Annotated in this window: 19 protein-coding genes; 6 read left to right on the top strand and 13 right to left on the bottom strand. The window is 67.5% G+C overall.

All coding sequences use genetic code 11. From position 1 onward, the window contains the following. Complete coding sequence (locus ILT43_RS14245; RefSeq protein ID WP_204199645.1) at positions 1–2,010, top strand: MGH1-like glycoside hydrolase domain-containing protein; 2,010 nt, start codon at positions 1–3, stop codon at positions 2,008–2,010. Between the two features lie 178 nt (positions 2,011–2,188). On the opposite strand, the gene ILT43_RS14240 is transcribed toward ILT43_RS14245, so the two are convergent. Both ILT43_RS14240 and ILT43_RS14235 read right to left on the bottom strand, forming a co-directional pair. Then, the gene (locus ILT43_RS14240; RefSeq protein ID WP_204199644.1) at positions 2,189–2,959 is read right to left on the bottom strand and encodes a FadR/GntR family transcriptional regulator; all 771 of its coding nucleotides are present in this window, start codon (positions 2,957–2,959) and stop codon (positions 2,189–2,191) included. Between the two features lie 73 nt (positions 2,960–3,032). After that, a complete protein-coding gene (locus tag ILT43_RS14235) occupies positions 3,033–4,037 on the bottom strand; it encodes a family 43 glycosylhydrolase (protein WP_204199643.1) in 1,005 nt (334 codons plus the stop codon). A gap of 153 nt (positions 4,038–4,190) precedes the next feature. On the opposite strand from ILT43_RS14235, the gene ILT43_RS14230 reads away from it, so the two are divergent. Continuing rightward, complete coding sequence (locus tag ILT43_RS14230) at positions 4,191–5,354, top strand: glycoside hydrolase 5 family protein (RefSeq protein ID WP_204199642.1); 1,164 nt, start codon at positions 4,191–4,193, stop codon at positions 5,352–5,354. Between the two features lie 55 nt (positions 5,355–5,409). On the opposite strand, the gene ILT43_RS14225 is transcribed toward ILT43_RS14230, so the two are convergent. The 3 genes from ILT43_RS14225 to ILT43_RS14215 are packed head-to-tail and all read right to left on the bottom strand — an operon-like array spanning position 5,410 to position 7,011. Next, positions 5,410–5,862, bottom strand: coding sequence for a cytidine deaminase (locus ILT43_RS14225; RefSeq protein WP_204199641.1), 453 nt, complete (start codon positions 5,860–5,862; stop codon positions 5,410–5,412). Beyond that, entirely contained in the window at positions 5,859–6,536 is a 678-nt protein-coding gene (locus ILT43_RS14220) for a GH25 family lysozyme (protein WP_204199640.1), read from the bottom strand. Before ILT43_RS14220 ends, ILT43_RS14225 begins: the two co-directional genes overlap by 4 nt. Beyond that, positions 6,529–7,011 carry a UPF0262 family protein gene (locus ILT43_RS14215; protein WP_204199884.1) on the bottom strand — a complete coding sequence of 161 codons (483 nt, stop codon included), beginning with the start codon at positions 7,009–7,011 and terminating at the stop codon, positions 6,529–6,531. The genes ILT43_RS14220 and ILT43_RS14215 overlap by 8 nt, the downstream gene beginning before the upstream one ends. 70 nt (positions 7,012–7,081) lie before the next feature. Here ILT43_RS14215 and ILT43_RS14210 point away from each other — a divergent pair, with 70 nt between their 5' ends. Continuing rightward, complete coding sequence (locus tag ILT43_RS14210; RefSeq protein WP_204199639.1) at positions 7,082–8,572, top strand: replicative DNA helicase; 1,491 nt, start codon at positions 7,082–7,084, stop codon at positions 8,570–8,572. Between the two features lie 176 nt (positions 8,573–8,748). After that, positions 8,749–9,048, top strand: coding sequence for a hypothetical protein (locus ILT43_RS14205; protein ID WP_204199638.1), 300 nt, complete (start codon positions 8,749–8,751; stop codon positions 9,046–9,048). Between the two features lie 189 nt (positions 9,049–9,237). Here ILT43_RS14205 and ILT43_RS14200 read toward each other — a convergent pair whose 3' ends face one another. Further along, complete coding sequence (locus ILT43_RS14200) at positions 9,238–10,341, bottom strand: helix-turn-helix transcriptional regulator (RefSeq protein WP_204199637.1); 1,104 nt, start codon at positions 10,339–10,341, stop codon at positions 9,238–9,240. A 172-nt stretch (positions 10,342–10,513) separates the two neighbouring features. On the opposite strand from ILT43_RS14200, the gene ILT43_RS14195 reads away from it, so the two are divergent. After that, the gene (locus tag ILT43_RS14195) at positions 10,514–11,182 is read left to right on the top strand and encodes a hypothetical protein (protein ID WP_204199636.1); all 669 of its coding nucleotides are present in this window, start codon (positions 10,514–10,516) and stop codon (positions 11,180–11,182) included. 324 nt (positions 11,183–11,506) lie between these two features. Here ILT43_RS14195 and ILT43_RS14190 read toward each other — a convergent pair whose 3' ends face one another. Genes ILT43_RS14190 through cobA form a run of 5 tightly spaced genes read right to left on the bottom strand, consistent with a single transcriptional unit; the run spans position 11,507 to position 15,460 of the window. Further along, on the bottom strand, positions 11,507–12,265 hold the full coding sequence (locus tag ILT43_RS14190) for a phosphoadenylyl-sulfate reductase (RefSeq protein WP_204199635.1): 759 nt from the start codon (positions 12,263–12,265) through the stop codon (positions 11,507–11,509). Next, positions 12,258–12,692 (bottom strand): DUF934 domain-containing protein, encoded by a 435-nt coding sequence (locus ILT43_RS14185; protein WP_204199634.1) that lies wholly within the window; start codon positions 12,690–12,692, stop codon positions 12,258–12,260. Before ILT43_RS14185 ends, ILT43_RS14190 begins: the two co-directional genes overlap by 8 nt. Beyond that, entirely contained in the window at positions 12,685–14,316 is a 1,632-nt protein-coding gene (locus tag ILT43_RS14180) for a nitrite/sulfite reductase (protein ID WP_204199633.1), read from the bottom strand. The genes ILT43_RS14185 and ILT43_RS14180 overlap by 8 nt, the downstream gene beginning before the upstream one ends. Positions 14,317–14,363: 47 nt before the next feature. Continuing rightward, positions 14,364–14,660, bottom strand: coding sequence for a DUF2849 domain-containing protein (locus tag ILT43_RS14175; RefSeq protein WP_204199632.1), 297 nt, complete (start codon positions 14,658–14,660; stop codon positions 14,364–14,366). Beyond that, positions 14,657–15,460 (bottom strand): uroporphyrinogen-III C-methyltransferase, encoded by an 804-nt coding sequence (gene cobA / locus ILT43_RS14170; RefSeq protein ID WP_204199631.1) that lies wholly within the window; start codon positions 15,458–15,460, stop codon positions 14,657–14,659. Before cobA ends, ILT43_RS14175 begins: the two co-directional genes overlap by 4 nt. Before the next feature lie 151 nt (positions 15,461–15,611). On the opposite strand from cobA, the gene parE reads away from it, so the two are divergent. Then, a complete protein-coding gene (gene parE / locus ILT43_RS14165) occupies positions 15,612–17,588 on the top strand; it encodes a DNA topoisomerase IV subunit B (RefSeq protein ID WP_204199630.1) in 1,977 nt (658 codons plus the stop codon). A gap of 51 nt (positions 17,589–17,639) precedes the next feature. Here parE and ILT43_RS14160 read toward each other — a convergent pair whose 3' ends face one another. Together ILT43_RS14160 and ILT43_RS14155 are read right to left on the bottom strand one after the other, a co-directional pair. Then, on the bottom strand, positions 17,640–19,064 hold the full coding sequence (locus ILT43_RS14160) for a hypothetical protein (RefSeq protein ID WP_204199629.1): 1,425 nt from the start codon (positions 19,062–19,064) through the stop codon (positions 17,640–17,642). Between the two features lie 38 nt (positions 19,065–19,102). Further along, on the bottom strand, positions 19,103–19,936 hold the full coding sequence (locus ILT43_RS14155) for a TIGR00266 family protein (RefSeq protein ID WP_204199628.1): 834 nt from the start codon (positions 19,934–19,936) through the stop codon (positions 19,103–19,105). Positions 19,937–19,951 lie beyond the last annotated feature (15 nt).

Genomic DNA, 19,951 nt, shown 5'->3' with positions numbered 1-19,951 from the left:
TTGAAGGCGCTGCTGCTGGCGGCGACCGCCGCGCTTCTCTGTGCGGCGGCGTCACCGCCGACGCTCGACACGAAGGCGATTGCCAAGTCGCGGTTCGGCAACGATGCACCCTGGTACGAGAACCGCATCCCGTTCTTCGAATCCGCCGACCCGAAGATCGACGCGGTCTATTATTATCGCTGGTCGCTCTACCGCGCGCATCAGCGCGACCTCGGCGAGCGTGGTTATATCTCGACGGAATTTCTCGATGACGTGGGCTGGCAGCTCGAACCCTGGGCCAGCCTGAACGACGCTACAGGCTTCCATCTGGGGGAGGGGCGGTGGTTGAACGACCGGCGCTTCGCCGACGATTACATCGCGCACATGTATAATGGCGGCAACGACCGCCACTTTACCGACTACATGGCCGACAGCGTGTGGGGCCGGTATCTGGTGGACGGCGATCGCGCGGGGGCGACGCGGCACCTGACGGCGATGCGGACGCTCTACGGCCAGTGGGACGATCATTTCGACAAGGCGAAGGGGCTGTATTGGGTCGAGCCGCTGCTCGACGCGACCGAGTATACGATCTCTTCGATCGACGCTTCCGGCGGGCAGGAGGGGTTCACCGGCGGCAACGCGTTCCGCCCCTCGATCAACGCGTACATGTTCGCCAACGCCCGTGCGATCGCGGAGATCGCGGCGCTGTCCGGCGATGCCGCCACGGCGAGGGACTATACCGCGCGTGCCGCCGACATCCGGACGCGGGTGGAGCGCGACCTGTGGAACCCGGCGCTCGGCCACTTCACCGACCGGTACAAGGTCGACAATCAGTTCGTGAAATACTGGGAGCCGATCCGCGGTCGCGAACTCGTAGGCTATCTGCCCTGGACGTTCGATCTGGCGGCCGACGATCGCCGCTTCGCCGCCGCGTGGAGCCACGTCCTGTCGCCGACCGAACTCGGCGGTGCGGGCGGGATGCGGACGGTCGAGCCCTCCTACCAATATTATATGCACCAATATCGGTACGAGAACGGCGTCTTCACCGGCGGCCGGCCCGAATGCCAGTGGAATGGGCCCGTCTGGCCGTTCCAGACGACGCAGGTGCTGCTCGGCATGGCCAACCTGCTCGATCACTACAAACAGTCGGTGGTGACGCGCAGCGACTATATGCGCCTGCTGCGCCAGTACACGCAGCTCCATTACCAGGGCGACGCGCTGGATCTGGAGGAGGATTACCATCCGGACACCGGCCGGCCGATCGTCGGGTTGGGCCGTAGCCATCATTACTTCCACTCGGGCTATGCCGATCTGATCCTCGGCGGCCTCGTCGGTATCCGTCCGCGTGCGGATGACGTGCTGGAGGTGAATCCGCTGCTGCCGGACGCGCGCGATCCGCAGGCGCTGGCGTGGTTCCGCGTGCAGGATGTGCCCTATCATGGCCACCGCGTTGCCGTGACGTGGGACGCGACCGGCCGGCATTACGGGCGCAAGGGCCTGTCGATCGAGGTCGACGGCCGTGCCGTGGCGCAGCGCGCGACGCTCGGTCGTCTGACCGTGCCGGTGACGCGCGTGGCCCTGCCGCCCATCGATCGCCCGATCGATCGCGCGGTGCAACTGAAGCGCGCCGACTTCCCCAAGGGCAGCGCGTCCACCGCCGACGAAGCGGAAAACGTCCACGACGCGATCGATGGCCGCGTCTGGTTCTTTCCCGAACTCGGCAATGGCTGGTCCTCCAAGCCCACTCCGGCGCAGCAATGGTATGCGATCGACCTCGGCAAGCCGGTGAAGCTGGAGCGCGCCGAACTCGCCTTCTTCGCGGACGGCGGCCACTTCGCTGCGCCGCGTGCGTACCGGATGCAGGCGTGGGTGAACGGCACGTGGCGCGACCTGCCGGCGCAGGCGGATGCACCGCTCGCGAACGGCATTACCCACGCGAAATGGCCGGCGACGACGACCAGCAAGGTGCGCGTGATGTTCGATCTCACGCCCAACCGCGCGATGCGACTGGTGGAGGCGAAGCTGTACTGATCCGGGCTGGCGGCCGGCATCCCACGCTCTCATCACCCCAGCGAAAGCTGGGTTCTTTGGTAGCCGAAGTGCCCGTCTCCACGAGACTCCAGCTTTCGCTGGGGTGACGGATGGGCGGCTAGGGTCGTAAGCATTCTCGTCATGCCGGGACTAGCCCGGCATGACGTGTCCGACGCTTTCACCCCCCGATCGACAGCTGCGTATCCTCCAGCGCCAAATCGACCAGCGTCTTCATTGCCGCGCTGGCGGCCGGACCGTCGCCCGCCGCGATCGCGTCCAGCACGACGCGGTGGTCCGGGATCGGGTTGCGGGGCAGGGCGCGCTGACGCTGCTTGAACTGCGTCGTCCAGTTCACCGCCGCCCCGATGCTCGCGCTCAGCACCATCAGCGCCGGATTGCCGGTGGCGTGCAGGATCGCGTTGTGGAAGTCGCGGTCCGCCGCGCGGCCCGCCTCGCTCGCCAGCGTATGGCGGGTCATCGCCGCCAGCGCGTCCTTCATCGCCTTCAGCTGCACGCGGTCGCGCCGCTCGGCGGCCAGCGCCGCCGCCGCCGGTTCGACGATCCCGCGCAGTTCGAACAGGCCACGGATCAGATCGCGGTCGGGCTCGCCCGAGAACGCCCAGGCGAGCACCTCCGGGTCGAGCAGGTTCCACCGGTCGCGCGGCAGCACGCGGGTGCCCGCCTTGGGCCGGCTTTCGACCAGCCCTTTCGCCGCCAGCACGCGCACGGCTTCGCGGTAAGCGCTGCGCGACACGTCCAGCGCTTCGGAAAAGGCGACCTCGCCCGACAGGACTTGCCCCGGCACGTACTCGCCGGACAGGATGGCGATGCCCAGTTTGCGCGCGATGCCGCCATGCAGCCGCCGGCCGGTGCCACGCGGCACGCGCACGCCGTCCACGGTCCGGAGAACGCCCGGCAACAGGGCGTCGGGCAGGTCGGTATCGGTCATCGGCATCTCTCCCCGCCCGACTATTATCAGGCGATCCGGGAGCCTAACAGCCAATTGTCCGAGCGGAAACGGATCATCGCGCCGCCAGCGTGGGGGCCTCCGCGCCATCGGTCATCCGGACCGGCAGGATCGTCCCGTTCTTCCCATAGCTGAGCCGATCGATCGCAACGACGCGCTCGCCCTTGAACGGGGCGGGACCGGGGCGCTGCTCCCACCGGTGATAGACGATCAGGGTGCGACCGTCCGGCGTCGGCACGATGCTGTGATGCCCCGGCCCCTGATGCTTCGCATCGCTCGTCAGGATCGCGCCGCGGTACCGCCACGGGCCGAGCGGCGAGGATGAGGTGGCGTAATGGACGGAGTAGTCGGGTCCGTTGAAGCGGCCGTGGCTGTACGACAGGTAATAGGTGCCGGCGCGGTAGTTGACGAACGCGCCCTCGGTGAAGTTCTTCGGCGTCGCGACCGGCATCTCGCGCACGACCGACATCATGTCGTCGGCCATCTGCCACACGCGCAGCTTCGCGCCGGCGCTGCCGCCCGCATACAGGTACGCGACGCCGGTCTTCGGATCGACGAACACCATCGGATCGATCGCTTCGAACCCGTTGCCGCCGGTGACGAGCGGCTTGCCGCTGTCGCGGTACGGCCCCTGCGGACGATCGGCGACGGCGACGCCGATCCGGCTGGGCGTCGGGTTCTGCGGCCCGACCGAATAATAGAGGTAGTATTTGCCGTTGCGCGTCGCGACGCCGGGTGCCCAGAGGAAATGCTCCCTCGCGCCGTCGTCGCCGATCCACTTGATCTGGTCACGCCGGATCAGTTCGCCGCGCGCGGTCCAGTGGCGCAGGTCGCGCGACGACCACGCCCCGAACCGGTCGGCGTCCCAGCTTCCGGTCGCCGTACCCGTCTGGTCCTTGGGGCCGCCGGTCGGGAACACCCACATCTCGCCGTCGATCATCATCGCGTGCGGGTCGGCGCCTTCGAACTGCGGGTTTCCGGGCGTGCCGCCGTCGCGCGGCAGCGGCGCGGCGGCGCCGAGGGTCAGGACGGCGAACAGGCCGAACAGGGCAGGGCGCATGGCATATCTCTCCCGAAGTTTCGGATGATGTATTTTCGTGCAGCATATCATGCGACGCTGGAATATCGAGGCTTGTTATAAGACTAATATGCCGTGATACTCGGGGCTTAGCGATCAGGCCGCGGTAGACGGCGAACTGGAGGAAGAGGCGCGATGAAGATCCTTTGGGCGACCCTGCTGGCGAGCGTGGCACTGGCGGCGACGCCTGCCGACGCGCGCAGCCGCTGGACGGAGGCGCAGGCCAATGCGTGGTACGCGAAACAGCCCTGGCTGGTCGGGGCGAACTACGCCCCCGCCACTGCGATCAACCAATTGGAGATGTGGCAGGCGGAGACGTGGGATCCGAAGCGGATCGACTATGAACTCGGCCTCGCGCAGGGGATCGGCATGAACACCATGCGCGTGTTCCTGCACGACCAGCTGTGGCAGCAGGATGCGCAGGGCTTCAAGCGCCGCATCGGCGAGTTCCTGACGATCGCGCAGCGTCACGGCATCAAGCCGCTGTTCGTGCTGTTCGACAGTTGCTGGGACCCGCATCCCGTGCTGGGGCTTCAGCATCCTCCGATCCCCGGGGTCCACAATAGCGGCTGGGTGCAGGGCCCCGGCATGCCCGGCCTGCGCGATCGCAGCCGCTATCCCGGCTACAAGGCCTATGTGCAGGGCGTGATCGGCGCATTCGCGACCGACGATCGTATCCTCGGCTGGGATGTCTGGAACGAGCCCGATAATGGCGCGGACCAGTATAAGGGGCAGGAGGGCAAGGAGCCGCTGGTCCGCGCGATGCTGGCGCAGGTGTTCGACTGGGCGCGCGACGCCGATCCGTCGCAACCGCTGACATCGGGCGTATGGCTGGGCAGCGACTGGACGCCGAACGGCAAGTCGTCGCCGATGGAGAAGCTGCAACTGACGCAATCGGACGTTATCAGCTTCCACGACTATAACTGGCCGGAGACGTTCGAGGGGCGCATCCGCCAGTTGCTGCCCTATGGTCGTCCGATCCTGTGCACCGAATACATGGCGCGCGGCAATGGATCGACCTTCGACGGCAGCCTGCCGATCGCCAAGCGTTACAACGTCGCGGCGATGAACTGGGGCTTCGTCGACGGCAAGACGCAGACGCGGCTGCCGTGGGACAGTTGGCAGAAGCCGTATGTGATGGCCGAGCCGACGATCTGGTTCCACGAGGTGTTCCGCACCGACGGCACCCCATACCGCGCGGCCGAAACCGACCTGATCCGTCGCCTTGCCGCCGCGCCAAAGGGCGTGGTGCCGGCTGCCGTTCCCGTTCCGCCGCCGGCGGCCCGCAAGCGGCGCTGAGGCCATTCTCCCGAACCTTCGTCATGCCGGCTCGCCGCGGCATGACGAAGGTTCGCTAACTGATCCCCAAATCCGCCGGCCCGAACGCATCGGGCAGCAGTTCCGAGAGGCGATAACTGCGCACCGCATCGCCTTGCGCCGCGCCGCAATGCACCGGCAGGTCGCGCCCGCCGAGTTGCGCCGCTTCGTTCAGCACCTGACGGCATCGGCCGCAGGGGCTGACCGGCACGGTGCCGGTGGCAAGTCCGTCGGCGTCCATTGCGCCGCCGATCACGCCGACTGCCACAACCTCGCGCAAGCGTCCCGCGGCGCTGGCGGTCGCGATCGCCACCGTCTCCGCACAGAGCGACAGGCCGTAGCTGGCATTCTCCACGTTGGCGCCCGTCACGATGCTGCCGTCGGTCATCAGCAGCGCCGCCCCGACCGCGAACCGCGAATAGGGCGCATGCGCATGACGCGCGGCCTCCCGCGCGGCGGCGATCAGGCGAGTCGCTTCGGTGTCGGTCATGGTGCCACTACGTCCCAATTCACGGGTCCTTCGATGCCGTCGACACGCCGGATATCGGTCGCGCGCCACATCTGCCACGGATGCGCAGGATAGGCGGGCGCGAAGAAATTGCCCGTCGCCCAAACCGGCCGGGCAAGGGCGGCGGTCAACGTGTACTGACGCTCCGCGGGCTTCGCGATCCGGAGCAGGGCGGGCTTGCCCGTGTGCGTCTCCACGATCGTCAGGAACCGGCGCAGCTCCGCGATCAGCGCCGTACGCTCCGGCCGGGCGGCGCAATCCTCGCGGAACGACAGGTCGACCGCGGCCGGCAGTGCGTCGCCGGTGCGTGGCACTACCGTGTTGAACGCGTTCGCCTGATCCTCCGCCGGTTGGCACAGCGAATAGAGGTGTACCGCGCCGCGCCGCATCCCCGCGTCGGGCAGAGCCTGCCAGTTCGTCTCGAAATTGGGCGCGCGACGGTCTGTGCCGCTGGTCGCGACCAGATACGCGAAATCCGCGCCGCGGCCGCGCACCGTCGGCCATTCGGGGACGGCGGCATCCTCGCCGAGATCGACCCCCTGCAATTTATAGCGCTCGGTCGACGGCGCCCAATGCGTGACGAGATGCCAGCCGCCGACCCCCAGCGCGCCGACTGTCGCCAGCCCGCCCACCAACGCGTGCCAGACCTTAACCACGGATATGCAGGACGCAGATCAGCGTGAAGAGGCGACGGGCGGTGTCGAAATCCACCGCGATCTTGCCGTCGAGCCGTTCCATCAACAGCTCCGCCGCCTCGTTGTGGACGCCGCGCCGGGCCATGTCGACGGTTTCGATCTGTTGCGGGGTGGAGGCGCGGATGGCTTGGTAATAGCTGTCACAGATCGCGAAATAGTCGCGGATCGGCCGCCGGAAACGCGCCATCGACAGGATGAGCGTTTCGAGCGGCGTATCGTCCTCGCGCTTGATCGCCAGCACCAGCCGGCCTTCCTCGACCGAGATCGCGAGCCGGTACGGACCTTGGTATCCGTCCGGCGCAGGGCGCTGAGGGGCGAAGCTGTTGCCCTCCAGCAGGTCGAAGATCGCGATTCGCCGCTCCTGCTCGACGTCCGCGGATCGCCACAGGATCGTGCGCTCGTCCAGCGTGACGTCGATGATGCGGCGATCGGCCATGACCCCGATTACGGTGAACCGCATGCCCCGGCAATGGCGCGGGGCCGGCCACGGCGCTACAGCACGGCGCATGGCCACACTCGCATTTCCGACTCCCGCTACCCCCGTCGTGGAGCAGCAGCTTCCCCGCAACGTCGAGGCGGAGGCGGCGATGCTCGGGGCGATGATGATCGACAACCGGCTGGCCGACGATCTGGTCGACCGGCTGGAGCCGGTGCATTTCTTCGAGCCGCTGCACGGCCGTATCTTCGCCGCGATCAAGACGCTGCGCGCCAACGACATGCTGGCGACGCCGGTGACGCTGCGCCCGATGTTCGAGGCGGACGAGGCGATGCGCGAACTGGGCGGGCCGTCCTACCTCGCCGGGCTGACCGGATCGGGTGCCGGCCTGATCGGTGCGCGCCAGTTCGCGACCCAGATCTACGACCTGGCGATGCTGCGCGCGCTGGTGACGGTCGGCCGCACGCTCGTCGATCGCGCGATGGACACGTCGGAGGAGGTCAACCCGCGCGCCCAGATCGAGGCGGCCGAGGAGGAACTGTACAAGGTCGCGGGCGACGGCGGCGCGGAGAACGCGACCAAGACCTTCGCACAGGCGACGACGATGGCCGTCAAGATGGCGGAGCGCGCGCTGAACAGTGGCGGCAACCTGTCGGGCGTGACCACCGGCCTCGACTCGATCAACGCCAAGATCGGCGGCATGCATCATTCCGACTTGATGATCCTCGCCGGCCGACCCGGCATGGGCAAGACGTCGCTGGCGACCAACATCGCCTTCAACGCCGCGCGCCGCTGGATGCGCGACATGGCGGACGGCATCGCGCCCGCCGATTCGGTCGGTGCGAAGGTCGCGTTCTTTTCGCTGGAAATGAGCGCCGACCAGCTCGCCACGCGTATTCTGGCCGAACAGGCGCGGATCAGCTCCGAAAACCTGCGCATGGGCAAGATCAGCCGCGCCGAGTTCGCGCAGCTGGCGGCGGCGGCGGCGGAGCTGGAGAATCTGCCGCTGTTCATCGACGATACCGGCGGTCTCAGCATCTCGGCGCTGCATACCCGCGTCCGCCGGTTGCAGCGGCGGCATAATAACGAGATCGGGCTGGTCGTCGTCGACTACCTCCAGCTGCTGACCGCGGGTGGCAAGGGGTCGGAGAACCGCGTGCAGGAGATCTCCGAAATCTCGCGCGGGCTGAAGACGTTGGCCAAGGATATGAACGTGCCCGTGCTGGCGCTGTCGCAGCTGAGTCGTGCGGTCGAAAGCCGCGAAGACAAGCGGCCGATGCTGTCGGATCTGCGCGAATCGGGATCGATCGAGCAGGACGCGGACATGGTCTGGTTCGTGTTCCGCGAGGATTACTACATCGCCGCCAAGGAGCCGAAGCGCCCGACCGAGGGCGACGACAGCCGCATCTTCGAGGATCACCAGAAATGGGCGACCGAGATGGAGCGCGTCTATGGCCTCGCCGAACTGATTGTGGCCAAGCAGCGCCACGGTGCGACCGGCAAGGTGGTGATGAAGTTCGACCCGACGATCACCCGCTTCTCCGATTATGCGGGCTATTGATCGGCCCCAGATCGACGGCCCCAGATCGACGGCCCCAGATCGACGGCCCCAGATCGACGGCCCCAGATCGACGGCCGCGCTTGAGGCGGATCGATCGGGCGGCGCGCGACGCGTGGCCCGCAACGTGCTAACGATCGCGGCGTGACGGACAGTCCGCCGCGGATCGGGAGTGCCGGATGTACAAATGGCCGTATGCGGATTGGGCGAAAGCGGGCTTCGACGCCTGGGCCCTGGGGATGGAAGCGTCGGCGGTGATCGGCATGCGCGTCGCCAAGATCGCGTCTGGCGGCGACGCCGACCAGCGCGAGACACGTCTGATGATGCAGGAAAAGATGCAGGCTGCATTGGAACTGCAATTCGCGATGGCGACCGGCGGGCTCGGGTCTACGCCGCTGGCCGGCACGCAAAAGGTGCTGAAGCACTACCAGCGCAAGGTCGGCGCGAATCGTCGCCGGCTGGGCAAGGCCGGGGGGTAGGGGCGGAGTTATCCTATCGTATAGTTCCCCTCTCTTGAAGAGGGGCTGGGGTATGACGCACGATCGATCCACCCAATCCGTTCGCCCTGAGCTTGTCGAAGGGCATGGGTCTCACCTGTGCTTCGACAGGCTCGGCACGAACGGATTGGGTTCGTATCAAACTTTAGAAGCCTTGCAGCGACTCCACCCTCAACAAAACGGCCGGATCGCCAGCACCAGTTCCGTCTGACGGTTCTTCCCCGTCTTCTCGAACAGCGCCTTGACCTGATTGCGCACGGTTCCCGTCGCCGCACCCCGATGCGCAGCGACGGTGGCGATGTCGTGTCCTTCCGCCAGCATCAATGCCACCTCCGCCTCCGCCGGGGTCAGCGCAAAGGCCGCCTGGAGTAAGGCGACGGGATCGGCGCTCCGCCGCTGCGTGCGAATCGTCAGCACGGCGCGGGCGGCCGATAACGGTCCTTCTATCCGGGTCGGCAATGGGGCGAGGTCGACGATCGCCGGCTCCCGCCCCCGCACCGGCCGCAGCGCGACGGACACGCGACCGGCCATCGGCCGTTCGGGACAGGTCACCTCGCGGAATGCCGCATCCAGGGCAGCATTGGCCCCCGGACCGGTGGCGATCACGCGACCGTAGCGGATCGTCAGGTGGTTTGACGTGCGCAGGATCGCCTCCGCCGCCGCCGACAGCGATGCCAGCTTGCGGTCGAAGCCCAGCAGGATCGTCGGGCCCGACAGATGCTCCGCCGTGCGCACCAGCGCCGTGTCGATCGCGGTGCCGAGCATCAGGCTGGCACCCAAGGTCGCGGCGATGGCGGGAGCGACCGCCTCCAGCAGACGGCGTTCCTCGTCGCCCGCGTCGCCGCTGCGCGCCGGCCGCAGCACCGCCATCGCCATCTGCGCGCTGTCGCCGGTGTGGCCCAGCGGCACGATGCACGAATGCGGGATGTCGTAATCGGTGAACAGGCCTGTGTAGATCGGCAAGCGATCGCGCATCGCGTCCGTCGTGAAATCACGGTCGGTCCGACATCGGAACGCCGGCCCCTCGATTGCAGCCCGCGTGCGCGGATTGTGCGTCGGATCGGCCCCGCCGGCGCGCAGATAGTCATGTTCGACGTAGCGACCGAAATCGGACAGCAGGTTGACGAACAGCCCCCGGCGCGGATCGATCGCCGCGATCTGCGCCGCGGCACCGCCCGTCGCGCGGGCAAGCGTCTCCAACGAGTCGGCCCAACTCGTCATGCCCATCGCAGCTTGTCGAAATCGTTCGACCAGCGCCTGTGCGTCCGGCGTCATGCGTATTCCCCCCCATCCGACGTCCCCACGCCGGAATGTTCGAAAATGCATCTAAATATAGGATTTGCAAGGTGGCTTATCCCAAATGGGACATGCGCGGCGCGTCGCCGCATCGCAAAAGCCGGGCGGGGATAGGACAAGTTTTGTTCTAACGGGGGAAATGTTGATGTTAATGAAATACTTGATCGCCGCAGTGGCGATCGGTGCCGTAACGCCGGCGATGGCGCAGGATGCGGGATCGGATGGGGGCATCCGGTTCAGTGCGGCCGTGACCGGCGGTACTTTGGGCGTCGGGCCGGAAGTCGGCGCCCGCTTTTCGGACCATGTCGGTGTCCGCGCCAGCGCCACGTTCCTGGGCGTCAGCGGCGATATCGATCCGGACGACATCACCTATGACGGCAAGCTGAAGCTGGAAAGCTATGGCCTGATGGCGGACATCTACCCGCTGGGCGAGCATTTCCGCATCTCTGCGGGCGCGCGCATCAACAAGAACCGCGCGCGGGTGAGCGCGACGCCGGCGACCGACGTCGACGTCGGTGACGAGACCTATACGCCGGCGCAGATCGGGACGCTGCGCGGCCGCGCCGAGGTGAAGAAGTTCGCCCCGGCGGTGACGGTCGGCTGGAGCGGCGGCAACCGTCGCGGCTTCATGTTCGGCTTCGACGCCGGCGTGCTGTTCCAGGGATCGGTCAGGATCCGTGAATTTACCTCGACGGGATCGCTGTCCAACAACGCCGCGTTCCGCGCCAATCTCGAAGCGGAGCGCCGCGACGTTCAGGACGATGTCGACGATTACAAGCTCTACCCGATCGTACAGTTCAGCATCGGCTATCGTTTCTGACAGCCGACACTGGGCACGGGTCTGCGGAGTCGGGGCCGCAGACCCGATCGCCCGATCTCCAGGGGGAGACCTCGGCCGGGCACCGCGATCGCGGTGACCCGGCCTTTTTCGCGGGCGCTACGCCGAGCCTAGCCGGTTAGTTCAGCGATCCGACCGTAAGCTCGGCCTGGCGCTGTCGTCCCAGCCTCCGGTCGAGAGCGGGGATCGCACCCAGTCATCCCAGCGGAAGCTGGGATCTCCTTGAGGAGAGGTCGTCCCGCTACGACGAAGATCCCAGCTTCCGCTGGGATGACGCTCCGGGCTCGGGGAACGATAGCCGCCGCCCTAGAACGCCGGCTCTTCCCCCGACGGGCTGGACACGTGGATACCGCATTCCACCTTGTCCCACCCGCGCCAGCGGCCCGATCGCGGGTCCTCGCCCGGTGCGACCTTGCTGGTGCAGGGTGCGCAGCCGATCGACAGATAGCCCTGCGCCTCCAGCGGATGCCGGGGCAGGTCGTGCTCCGCGAAATACGCCTCCAGCCGCTCCTTCGGCCAGTCGGCGAGGGGGTTGATCTTCAGCCGCCCCTCATCCTCCTCGAACCGTGGCAGCGCGATGCGGGTGCCGGACTGGAAGCCCTTGCGGCCCGAAATCCACGCGTCGAACGGCAACAGCGCGCGGCGCAGCGGTTCCACCTTGCGCAGGTCGCAGCAGCCATCGGGATCGTAGGACCAGCGTAACCCCGTCTTGTCCTTCGCCGCCAGCCGCCGCGGGTCGGGCCGGAACACGCGCAGGTCGGTCAGGCCCAGTCGCTCGGACAGTTCGTCGCGGTATGCCAGCGTTTCGCCGAACATCTTCTGCGTGTTGGTGAAGATCACCGGCACGTCGACATCGATGCTCGCGACCATGTGAAGCAGCACCGCCGATTCCGCGCCGAACGAAGATACCGACGCGACCCGCCCCGCCAGTTCGCCGGTCAGCAATTGGCGTAGCATCTCCGGTGCCTCGACGCCGTCGAACCGCACCTGCATCGCCGCCGCATCCGCCGCCGTGAACGCCGGCCGCGCATCAATCATGTCGAGGACGCGTGCCGCCTCAGCCATGACGCAGTTTCCATACCGGCACCGCCGTATCCGCCGCACGCTGGTAACGGAAATCATACCGGTCCAGCGCCCGCGTCAGCGCGTCGGCGTCGATCTCCGCCTCGGGCGCGAAGCTGTCGAACCCGCAGCGGCGCATCAACGGCAACTGGTCGACCAGCACGTCGCCGGCCGCGCGCAGTTCGCCGGCATAGCCCGCCTCGCGCAGAATACGCGCCGCCGAATAGCCGCGTCCGTCGCGGAACGTCGGAAAGCTGACCTCCACCAGCGCCAGTTGCTCCATGTGCGGCAGCAGCGCGCGCGCATCGTCACCCGCCTCCAGCCGCACCGCGGTGGCGTTGGTCTGGCCCGCCAGGAACGCATCGAGCGTCACCGCGGGACCGTCATGCGGGGCATCGTCGCGAAAGCGCAGATCGGCCGCATCAACCATAGATCGCCTCCTTGAACGGCTCCATCCCGACCCGGCGATAGGTGTCGAGGAAGCGTTCGCCCGGCGTCCGTTCCGCCAGATAGCGGTCGGTGACGCGCTCGATCGCGTCGACCACGCCGTCTTCGGAAAAGCCGGGACCGGTGATCTTGCCGAGTGACACGTCCTCCGCCCCCGACCCGCCGAGCAGCAACTGATAGTTCTCCGTGCCCTTCCGGTCGACGCCGAGGATGCCGATGTGCCCGGCATGGTGGTGGCCGCACGCGTTGATGCAGCCGCTGATCTTCAGCTTCAGCTCGCCCAGATCGCGCTGCCGTCCCGCATCGGCGAAGCGGTTGGCGATCTTCTGTGCCAGCGGGATCGAGCGGGCATTGGCCAGCGCGCAGTAATCCAGGCCGGGGCAGGCGATGATGTCGCCGATCAGGTCCAGATTGGCCTCCGCCAGACCCGCTTCGGTCAGCGCCTGCCACACCGCGTACAGGTCGCGCGCGGCGACATGCGGCAGCACGATGTTCTGCGCATGGGTGACGCGCAATTCGTCGAAGCTGTACCGCTCCGCCAGATCGGCCATCACTTCGATCTGATCCGCCGACGCGTCACCGGGGATGCCGCCGGTCGGCTTCAGGCTGATCGTGACGATCGCGTATCCCGCCTGCTTGTGCGCCCGGACGTTCTGGTCGAGCCAGACGGCGAAATCCGGGTCCGAACGGTCGACCTCCGCAGAGGCCGCCGGATCGAACGCGGGCGGCGCGAACATCGCGGTGATCCGCGCCAGCTCCGCCGCCGGAGGGTCCAGCCCCAGTGTCTTGACCAGCACGAACTCCTCCTCGACCTGCCGGCGATATTCGTCGGGGCCGATCTCGTGCAGCAGGATCTTGATCCGCGCCTTGTAGATATTGTCGCGCCGGCCGTAGCGATTGTAGACGCGCAGGCACGCCTCCAGATAGCTCATCAGGTCGTCGGCGGTGACGAAGTCCCTGATCTCATGTGCGATCATCGGTGTGCGGCCCATGCCGCCACCCACGAAGATCTTCGCGCCCAGCACGCCGTCGCGCTCCCACAGCTGGATGCCGATGTCGTGCAGCCGCATCGCCGCGCGATCCTCGTCGGCGGCGATCACCGCGATCTTGAACTTGCGCGGCAGATAGCTGAATTCCGGGTGGAAGGTGGACCATTGCCGGATCAGTTCCGCCCAAGGGCGCGGATCGGTGACTTCATCGGCGGCGGCGCCGGCGAACTGGTCGGACGAAATATTGCGGATGCAATTCCCGCTCGTCTGGATCGCATGCATCTCCACCGTCGCCAGCTCGGCGAGGATGTCCGGCGCATCGCTCAGCGTAATCCAGTTATACTGGATGTTCTGGCGCGTCGTGAAATGGCCGTAGCCGCGATCGTACTTGCGCGCGACATGCGCCAGCATCCGCATCTGCCGGCTGTCGAGTGTACCGTACGGCACCGCAACGCGCAGCATGTAGGCGTGCAACTGCAGATACAGACCGTTCATCAGCCGCAGCGGCTTGAACTGGTCCTCCGTCATCTGCCCGGACAGGCGACGCTGCACCTGATCGCGGAATTCCTCCACGCGGGCATCGACGATCGACTGATCATACTCGTCGTACTTGTACATGTTACCTCAATTCCCCGCCGTGCCGGGGAGGAGCGCCGTTGGCATCGTCATATCACCCAACTCCCCGCCGTCGGATCGGCAGGCTTCAGCGTCAGGTCCGGCCGCACGGTAGGACCGAGCGCGCGGATGCGGTCCTTGATGTGCGCGGGGCGCGGCCCGTCCAGGGTCACGGTCGCGTCGATCACATAGGGGCCGTTGACCCGCCGCGCGCCCTCTTCGGCGCGGCCGATCGCCTCGCCGTCCGCGCCGACGTCGCCCGCGTCCTCGACATGGCGCGACCAACCCGAGCCGGTCCACCAGATCACGTCGCCCGTGGGCAGGTCGTTGCCCGTCAGCAGCCTCATGCCGCATCCTCCACCGCGACGGCTTCGGCGACGCGCGCCCAGCGCGCCAGCTTGTCCTCCGCGTCCGACAGCTCGACGACCTCGCCGACGACGATGATCGCCGGGCTGCGCACCGCCTCGCGCGTCACCATCGGGCCGAGATCGGCGAGCAGCGTCTTCATCGCACGGTGCCCCGGCTGCGTGCCCTTCTCCAGCACCGCGACCGGCATGTCCGGCGCGACGCCGTCCGCCATCAGCTTGTCGGCGATGTCCGACGCGGTCGCGACGCCCATATAGATCACCAGCGTGCGGCCGTGGCCGGCGAGCCCCGACCAATCCTGTTCGGACAGGCCCTTGCACTGGCCCGCGACGAAACTGACCGCGCTGGAATGATCGCGGTGCGTCAGCGGCAGCATCGCCTCCGCCGCGCAGCCGAGCGCCGCCGAGACTCCGGGAATGACCTCGACCGGCAGGCCGGCCGCGCGCACCGCCTCGACCTCCTCGCCGCCGCGACCGAACACGAACGGGTCGCCGCCCTTCAGCCGGATGACGACGCTGCCCGCCTTCACATGCGCGACGATCAGCGCGTTGATCGCCTCCTGCGGCAACGTATGGCGCGCCCGCGTCTTCGCGACCGAGATGCGGTGCGCGGTCGCGGGTGCCAGATCGAGCACGCGCGGATCGATCAGCCCGTCGTGGACGACCACCTCCGCCGTCTTCAGCGCCTCCACGGCGCGCACGGTCAGCAGGCCGGGATCGCCCGGTCCCGCCCCGACGAGAATGACGCGCCCGCGCGCCTGCGGATCGAGTAACGTTGCCATGATCCCGGAGATGGCGCCCGGGGCGGCGTGGCGCGAGGCACATCTGCTTGGCGAAGGGCTAGTTGGGCTTCACCCGCTATTCTCGTCGGAGGGGAGGGAGTTCGAATCGCCCGACTTGCCCTCCGCCCCACCGTACCCCATACGTTCGCGCATGGCCGAGGACCTGTTCGCTGCGCCGCAATCCGGCACCCCCTATGATGCATCGTCGATCGAGGTCCTCGAGGGGCTGGAGCCCGTCCGCCGTCGTCCCGGCATGTATGTCGGCGGCACGGACGAGCGCGCGTTGCATCACCTCGCCGCAGAGGTGCTGGACAACGCGATGGACGAGGCCGTCGCGGGTCACGCCACGCGAATCGAGGTCACGCTGGAACCGGGCAACCGCCTGACCGTAGTCGACAATGGTCGCGGCATCCCGGTCGATCCGCATCCCAAGTTTCCCGACAAGTCGGCGCTGGAGGTGATCCTCTCGACACTTCATTCCGGCGGCAAGTTCGCAGGGAAGGCTTATGCCACCAGTGGCGGTCTCCACGGTGTCGGCGTGTCCGTGGTCAATGCGCTGTCCAGCGATACGGTGGTGGAAGTCGCCCGGGAGCGCGTTCTCTACCGCCAGCGCTTCAGCAAGGGCGTGACGCTCGGTCCGCTGGAAACCGTCGGCGCGACACCCAACCGGCGCGGCACCTCGGTGGCCTTCACGCCGGACACGGAGATCTTCGGGCCGGAGCTGAACTTCAAGCCACAACGACTGTACAAGCTCGCGCGATCCAAGGCGTATCTGTTCGCCGGCGTCGAGATCCGCTGGAAGTGCGCGCCTGAACTGATCGATGGCGACACGCCGGCGGAGGCGGTCTTCCAGTTCCCCGGCGGCCTTGGCGACCATTTGCGCGAACAGATCGGTGCGCGCGAATGTGCGACAACCGACTTCTTTGCCGGGCGACAGGATTTCCCGGGCGATCAGGGTCGCGTCGAATGGGCGGTGGCGTGGCCGCTCTGGTCGGACGGCAGCTATAGCTGGTATTGCAACACCATCCCGACCCCCGACGGCGGGACCCACGAACAGGGTTTGCGGCAGGCGCTGGTGCGGTCCTTGCGGCACTTCGCCGAGCTGCTGAGCAATAAGAAGGCCAAGGACCTGACGGCCGACGATGTGATGGTCGGCAGCGAGCTGATGCTCTCCGTCTTCATCCGCGAACCGCAGTTCCAGAGCCAGACCAAGGACCGGCTGACCAGCCCGGAGGCCGCCGGGCTGGTTGAGCGTGCCGTTCGCGACCATTTCGACCATTGGCTCGGACACAATATGGAGCGGGGCAAGGCGCTGCTCGGCTACGTCCTCGACCGGATGGACGAGCGCCTGCGGCGCAAGGCGGAGCGCGAGGTCAAGCGCAAGACCGCCACCTCCGCCCGCAAGCTGCGCCTGCCCGGCAAGCTGACGGACTGTTCGGCGGACGACCCCGCCGGCACTGAATTGTTCATCGTCGAGGGCGATTCGGCGGGTGGGTCGGCGAAGCAGGCGCGCGACCGCAAGACGCAGGCGATCCTGCCGATCCGCGGCAAGATTCTGAACGTCGCATCGGCGACGATGGCCAAGATCATGGCCAATCAGGAGATCGCCGACCTTGCTCTCGCGCTCGGCTGCGGTACGCGCAAGGAATGCAACGCCGACCTGCTCCGCTACGAACGCGTCGTCATCATGACCGACGCCGATGTCGACGGGGCACATATCGCGACGCTCCTGATGACGTTCTTCTTTCAGGAAATGCCCGACATCGTCCGGCGCGGGCACCTGTATCTGGCGCAACCGCCGCTCTACCGCCTGACCGCGGGTACGAAGTCGCTCTACGCCCGCGACGATGCCCACCGCGCCGAACTGGAACGGACCGCGTTCAAGGGCAAGAAGGTCGATGTCGGCCGCTTCAAGGGGTTGGGGGAGATGAACCCCGGCCAGCTCCGCGAAACGACGATGGACCCGAAGACGCGCAGCATGATCCGCATCACCCTGCCGCAGGAATATGAGGAACGGGCCGGGGTGAAGGACCTCGTCGACCGCCTGATGGGCACCAACCCCGCCCACCGATTCGCCTTCATCCAGGAGAATGCGGCCCGGCTGGACGAGGAATCGCTCGACGCTTGAAAACGCTCTCTCCCTCTTGGGAGAGGGAAGGGTGCGGCGACCCCACGGCCTTCAATCAAACCGCGCCACCGCCTCCTCCAGCCCCGGCGGATCGCGCCGATACACCGCCACCGACTTCCGCCCCAGCGTCACCCGCGCCGTCAGCCGGTAATCGCGTGCGATCAGTCTCGTCGCCAGCGCCCGGATGTCCGCGCGCTCACCCTTGTACGGCGGCCCGACGACCACGACGGCCGGCCCCGCCGCCAGAACGCGGCGCAGCTCCGTCGCCTGGTCGACGCCGATCGCGCTCTGTTCCCGCAGCCGCGTCAGATGGCTGGGGAAGACGTAGCGCGACAGCGAGCAGCGGCCGGTCGCCGGATACAGCATCGCCGTGGAGGAATAGACGTAGAGGCAGCCCGGCCCGCCCCCCACCGCGCGCACCAGCGCGGCGAACTGCGCCGGGGTCCCGCGTCGAACCCGGTCGACGACCAGCGCCACCTGCCCGATCACGACCACCAGCGCGACGAGTCCGTATCCTCTGCGCCGCCGGTCCGGCCGCGCCAGGAAACCCGCCGCCAGCGCCGCGGCGGGCACCATGACCGGCAGCGTATAATGGTCGAACCACGGCGCCACGAGCCCGAACGCGATCAGCGCCGCGGTCAGCCAGCCCTTCAGGAATCGGCGGACGAGGACATCGCCGCCCTCCACCGGCCCCCGCAGCACGGCCATCGCCAGCAACGGCCCGAGGATTGTGGCGCAGATCGCCAGATTGCCCGCCAGCTCCCCGAATGCATCTGGCCGCCGCCCCAGGATCGACAGTCCATTGGCGTAGAAGAACGCTGGCCATTCCCGGATCGCGATATAATACAGCGCTACCGCCAGCGTCGGGATCAGCGCGATCCCGACCAGCAGTGCGCCGCGTGCGACGGCCGACCACGCGCCCCGCTCGCACTGGCAGCGGTGCATCAGCCACAGGCCGATCCACACGCCCTCGACGCCGGCGGTGTATTTGATCTGGATCGCGATGCCGACCAGCAGCATCGCCGCGGTCGCGTCGCGCGCCCGCGCCTCCGGTCGTGTCGCGAACCATGCCGCCGCCGCGACGAACAGGTTGTAGAAGACCGGCGACTGCCCGCCCTGACCGCCTGCGACGGTCAGCCATGCGAGATATGCGACCCCTGCCGCCGTCCCGCCCCGGACCCAGCCGGCTCGGTCGGCCAGTCGTGCGATCAGCCACGCCGTCGCCGCCGCGCTCGCCAGCGCCATAGCCTGGTATAGCCAGATACCCCACGGCCACGCCAGTGCGGCGGGTAGCAGGTATAGCGCGAACAGCCCGACCGGCTTGCGATCCCAGATGTCGACGAACGGGACCGCCCCGTTCCCGATCGCGCGCGCGGCGGCGAAATAAAATTCCTCGTCCGAATACAGGATCGGGTTGCCCAGCGTCAGCGCCCGCGTCAGCAGCGCCGCCAGCACGATGACGAGCAGGCGAGGCATTCCCGAGTTATAGAACGCCCCGCCACGCTGCGACATCATCAGTCGTTTCCGCCGATCCAGTCCCCCAGCGATCCCAGCGCCGAACCCTCGCCGCGATTCTGCCCGCCGCGGCTACCCGCCGCCGCCAGCATCCGGCCGGCGAGGCGAGAGAAGGGCAGCGACTGGATCCACACCTTACCCGGCCCCCGCAACCGCGCGAAGAACACCCCCTCGCCACCAGAGAACATCGTGCGGATACCGCCGACCGTCACCAGATCGAAGTCCACCGACGGCGTGTATGCCGCCAGACAGCCGGTATCGACGTGCAGTTCCTCGCCGCTGCGCAGTTCGCGCTCCACCACGGTGCCGCCCATCTGCACGAACGCCCAGCCGTCACCGTCGAGCCGCTGCATGATGAAGCCTTCGCCGCCGAACAGGCCGGTCATCACCCGCCGCTGGAACTGGACGCCGATCGACACGCCCTTCGCCGCCGCCAGAAACGCGTCCTTCTGGCAGATCAGAGTCCCGCCCAGATCGGCGAGGTTCAGCGGCAGGATCGAGCCGGGAGTGGGCGAGGCGAACGCGACCCGCGCTTTCCCGCGACCGTGATGCGTGAAGACGGTCGTGAACAGGCTCTCCCCCGTCACGAGCCGCTTGCCTGCGCCGAGCAGCTTGCCCATGAACCCGCCGCCGCTCTCGCCCGATCCGTCGCCGAACACCGTCGTCATGTCGACCGACGCGTCCTTCCAGACCATCGCACCGGCTTCCGCGACCGCGCTTTCACCCGGATCGAGTTCGATCTCGACGAACTGCAACTCCTGTCCCTTGATCTCGAAATCGACATCGTCGGCCACGCCGCTGCGACGGTGGTGGGCCCAGGGGGAAGAGGTCATGACTGCATTCTCCGC

The sequence above is a fragment of the Sphingomonas longa genome (assembly GCF_016892685.1).
In the GTDB taxonomy this organism is placed as follows: domain Bacteria; phylum Pseudomonadota; class Alphaproteobacteria; order Sphingomonadales; family Sphingomonadaceae; genus Sphingomonas; species Sphingomonas longa.
The sequence above is the reverse complement of the archived record's forward strand: the minus strand, read 5'-3'. Positions and strand labels throughout refer to the sequence as shown.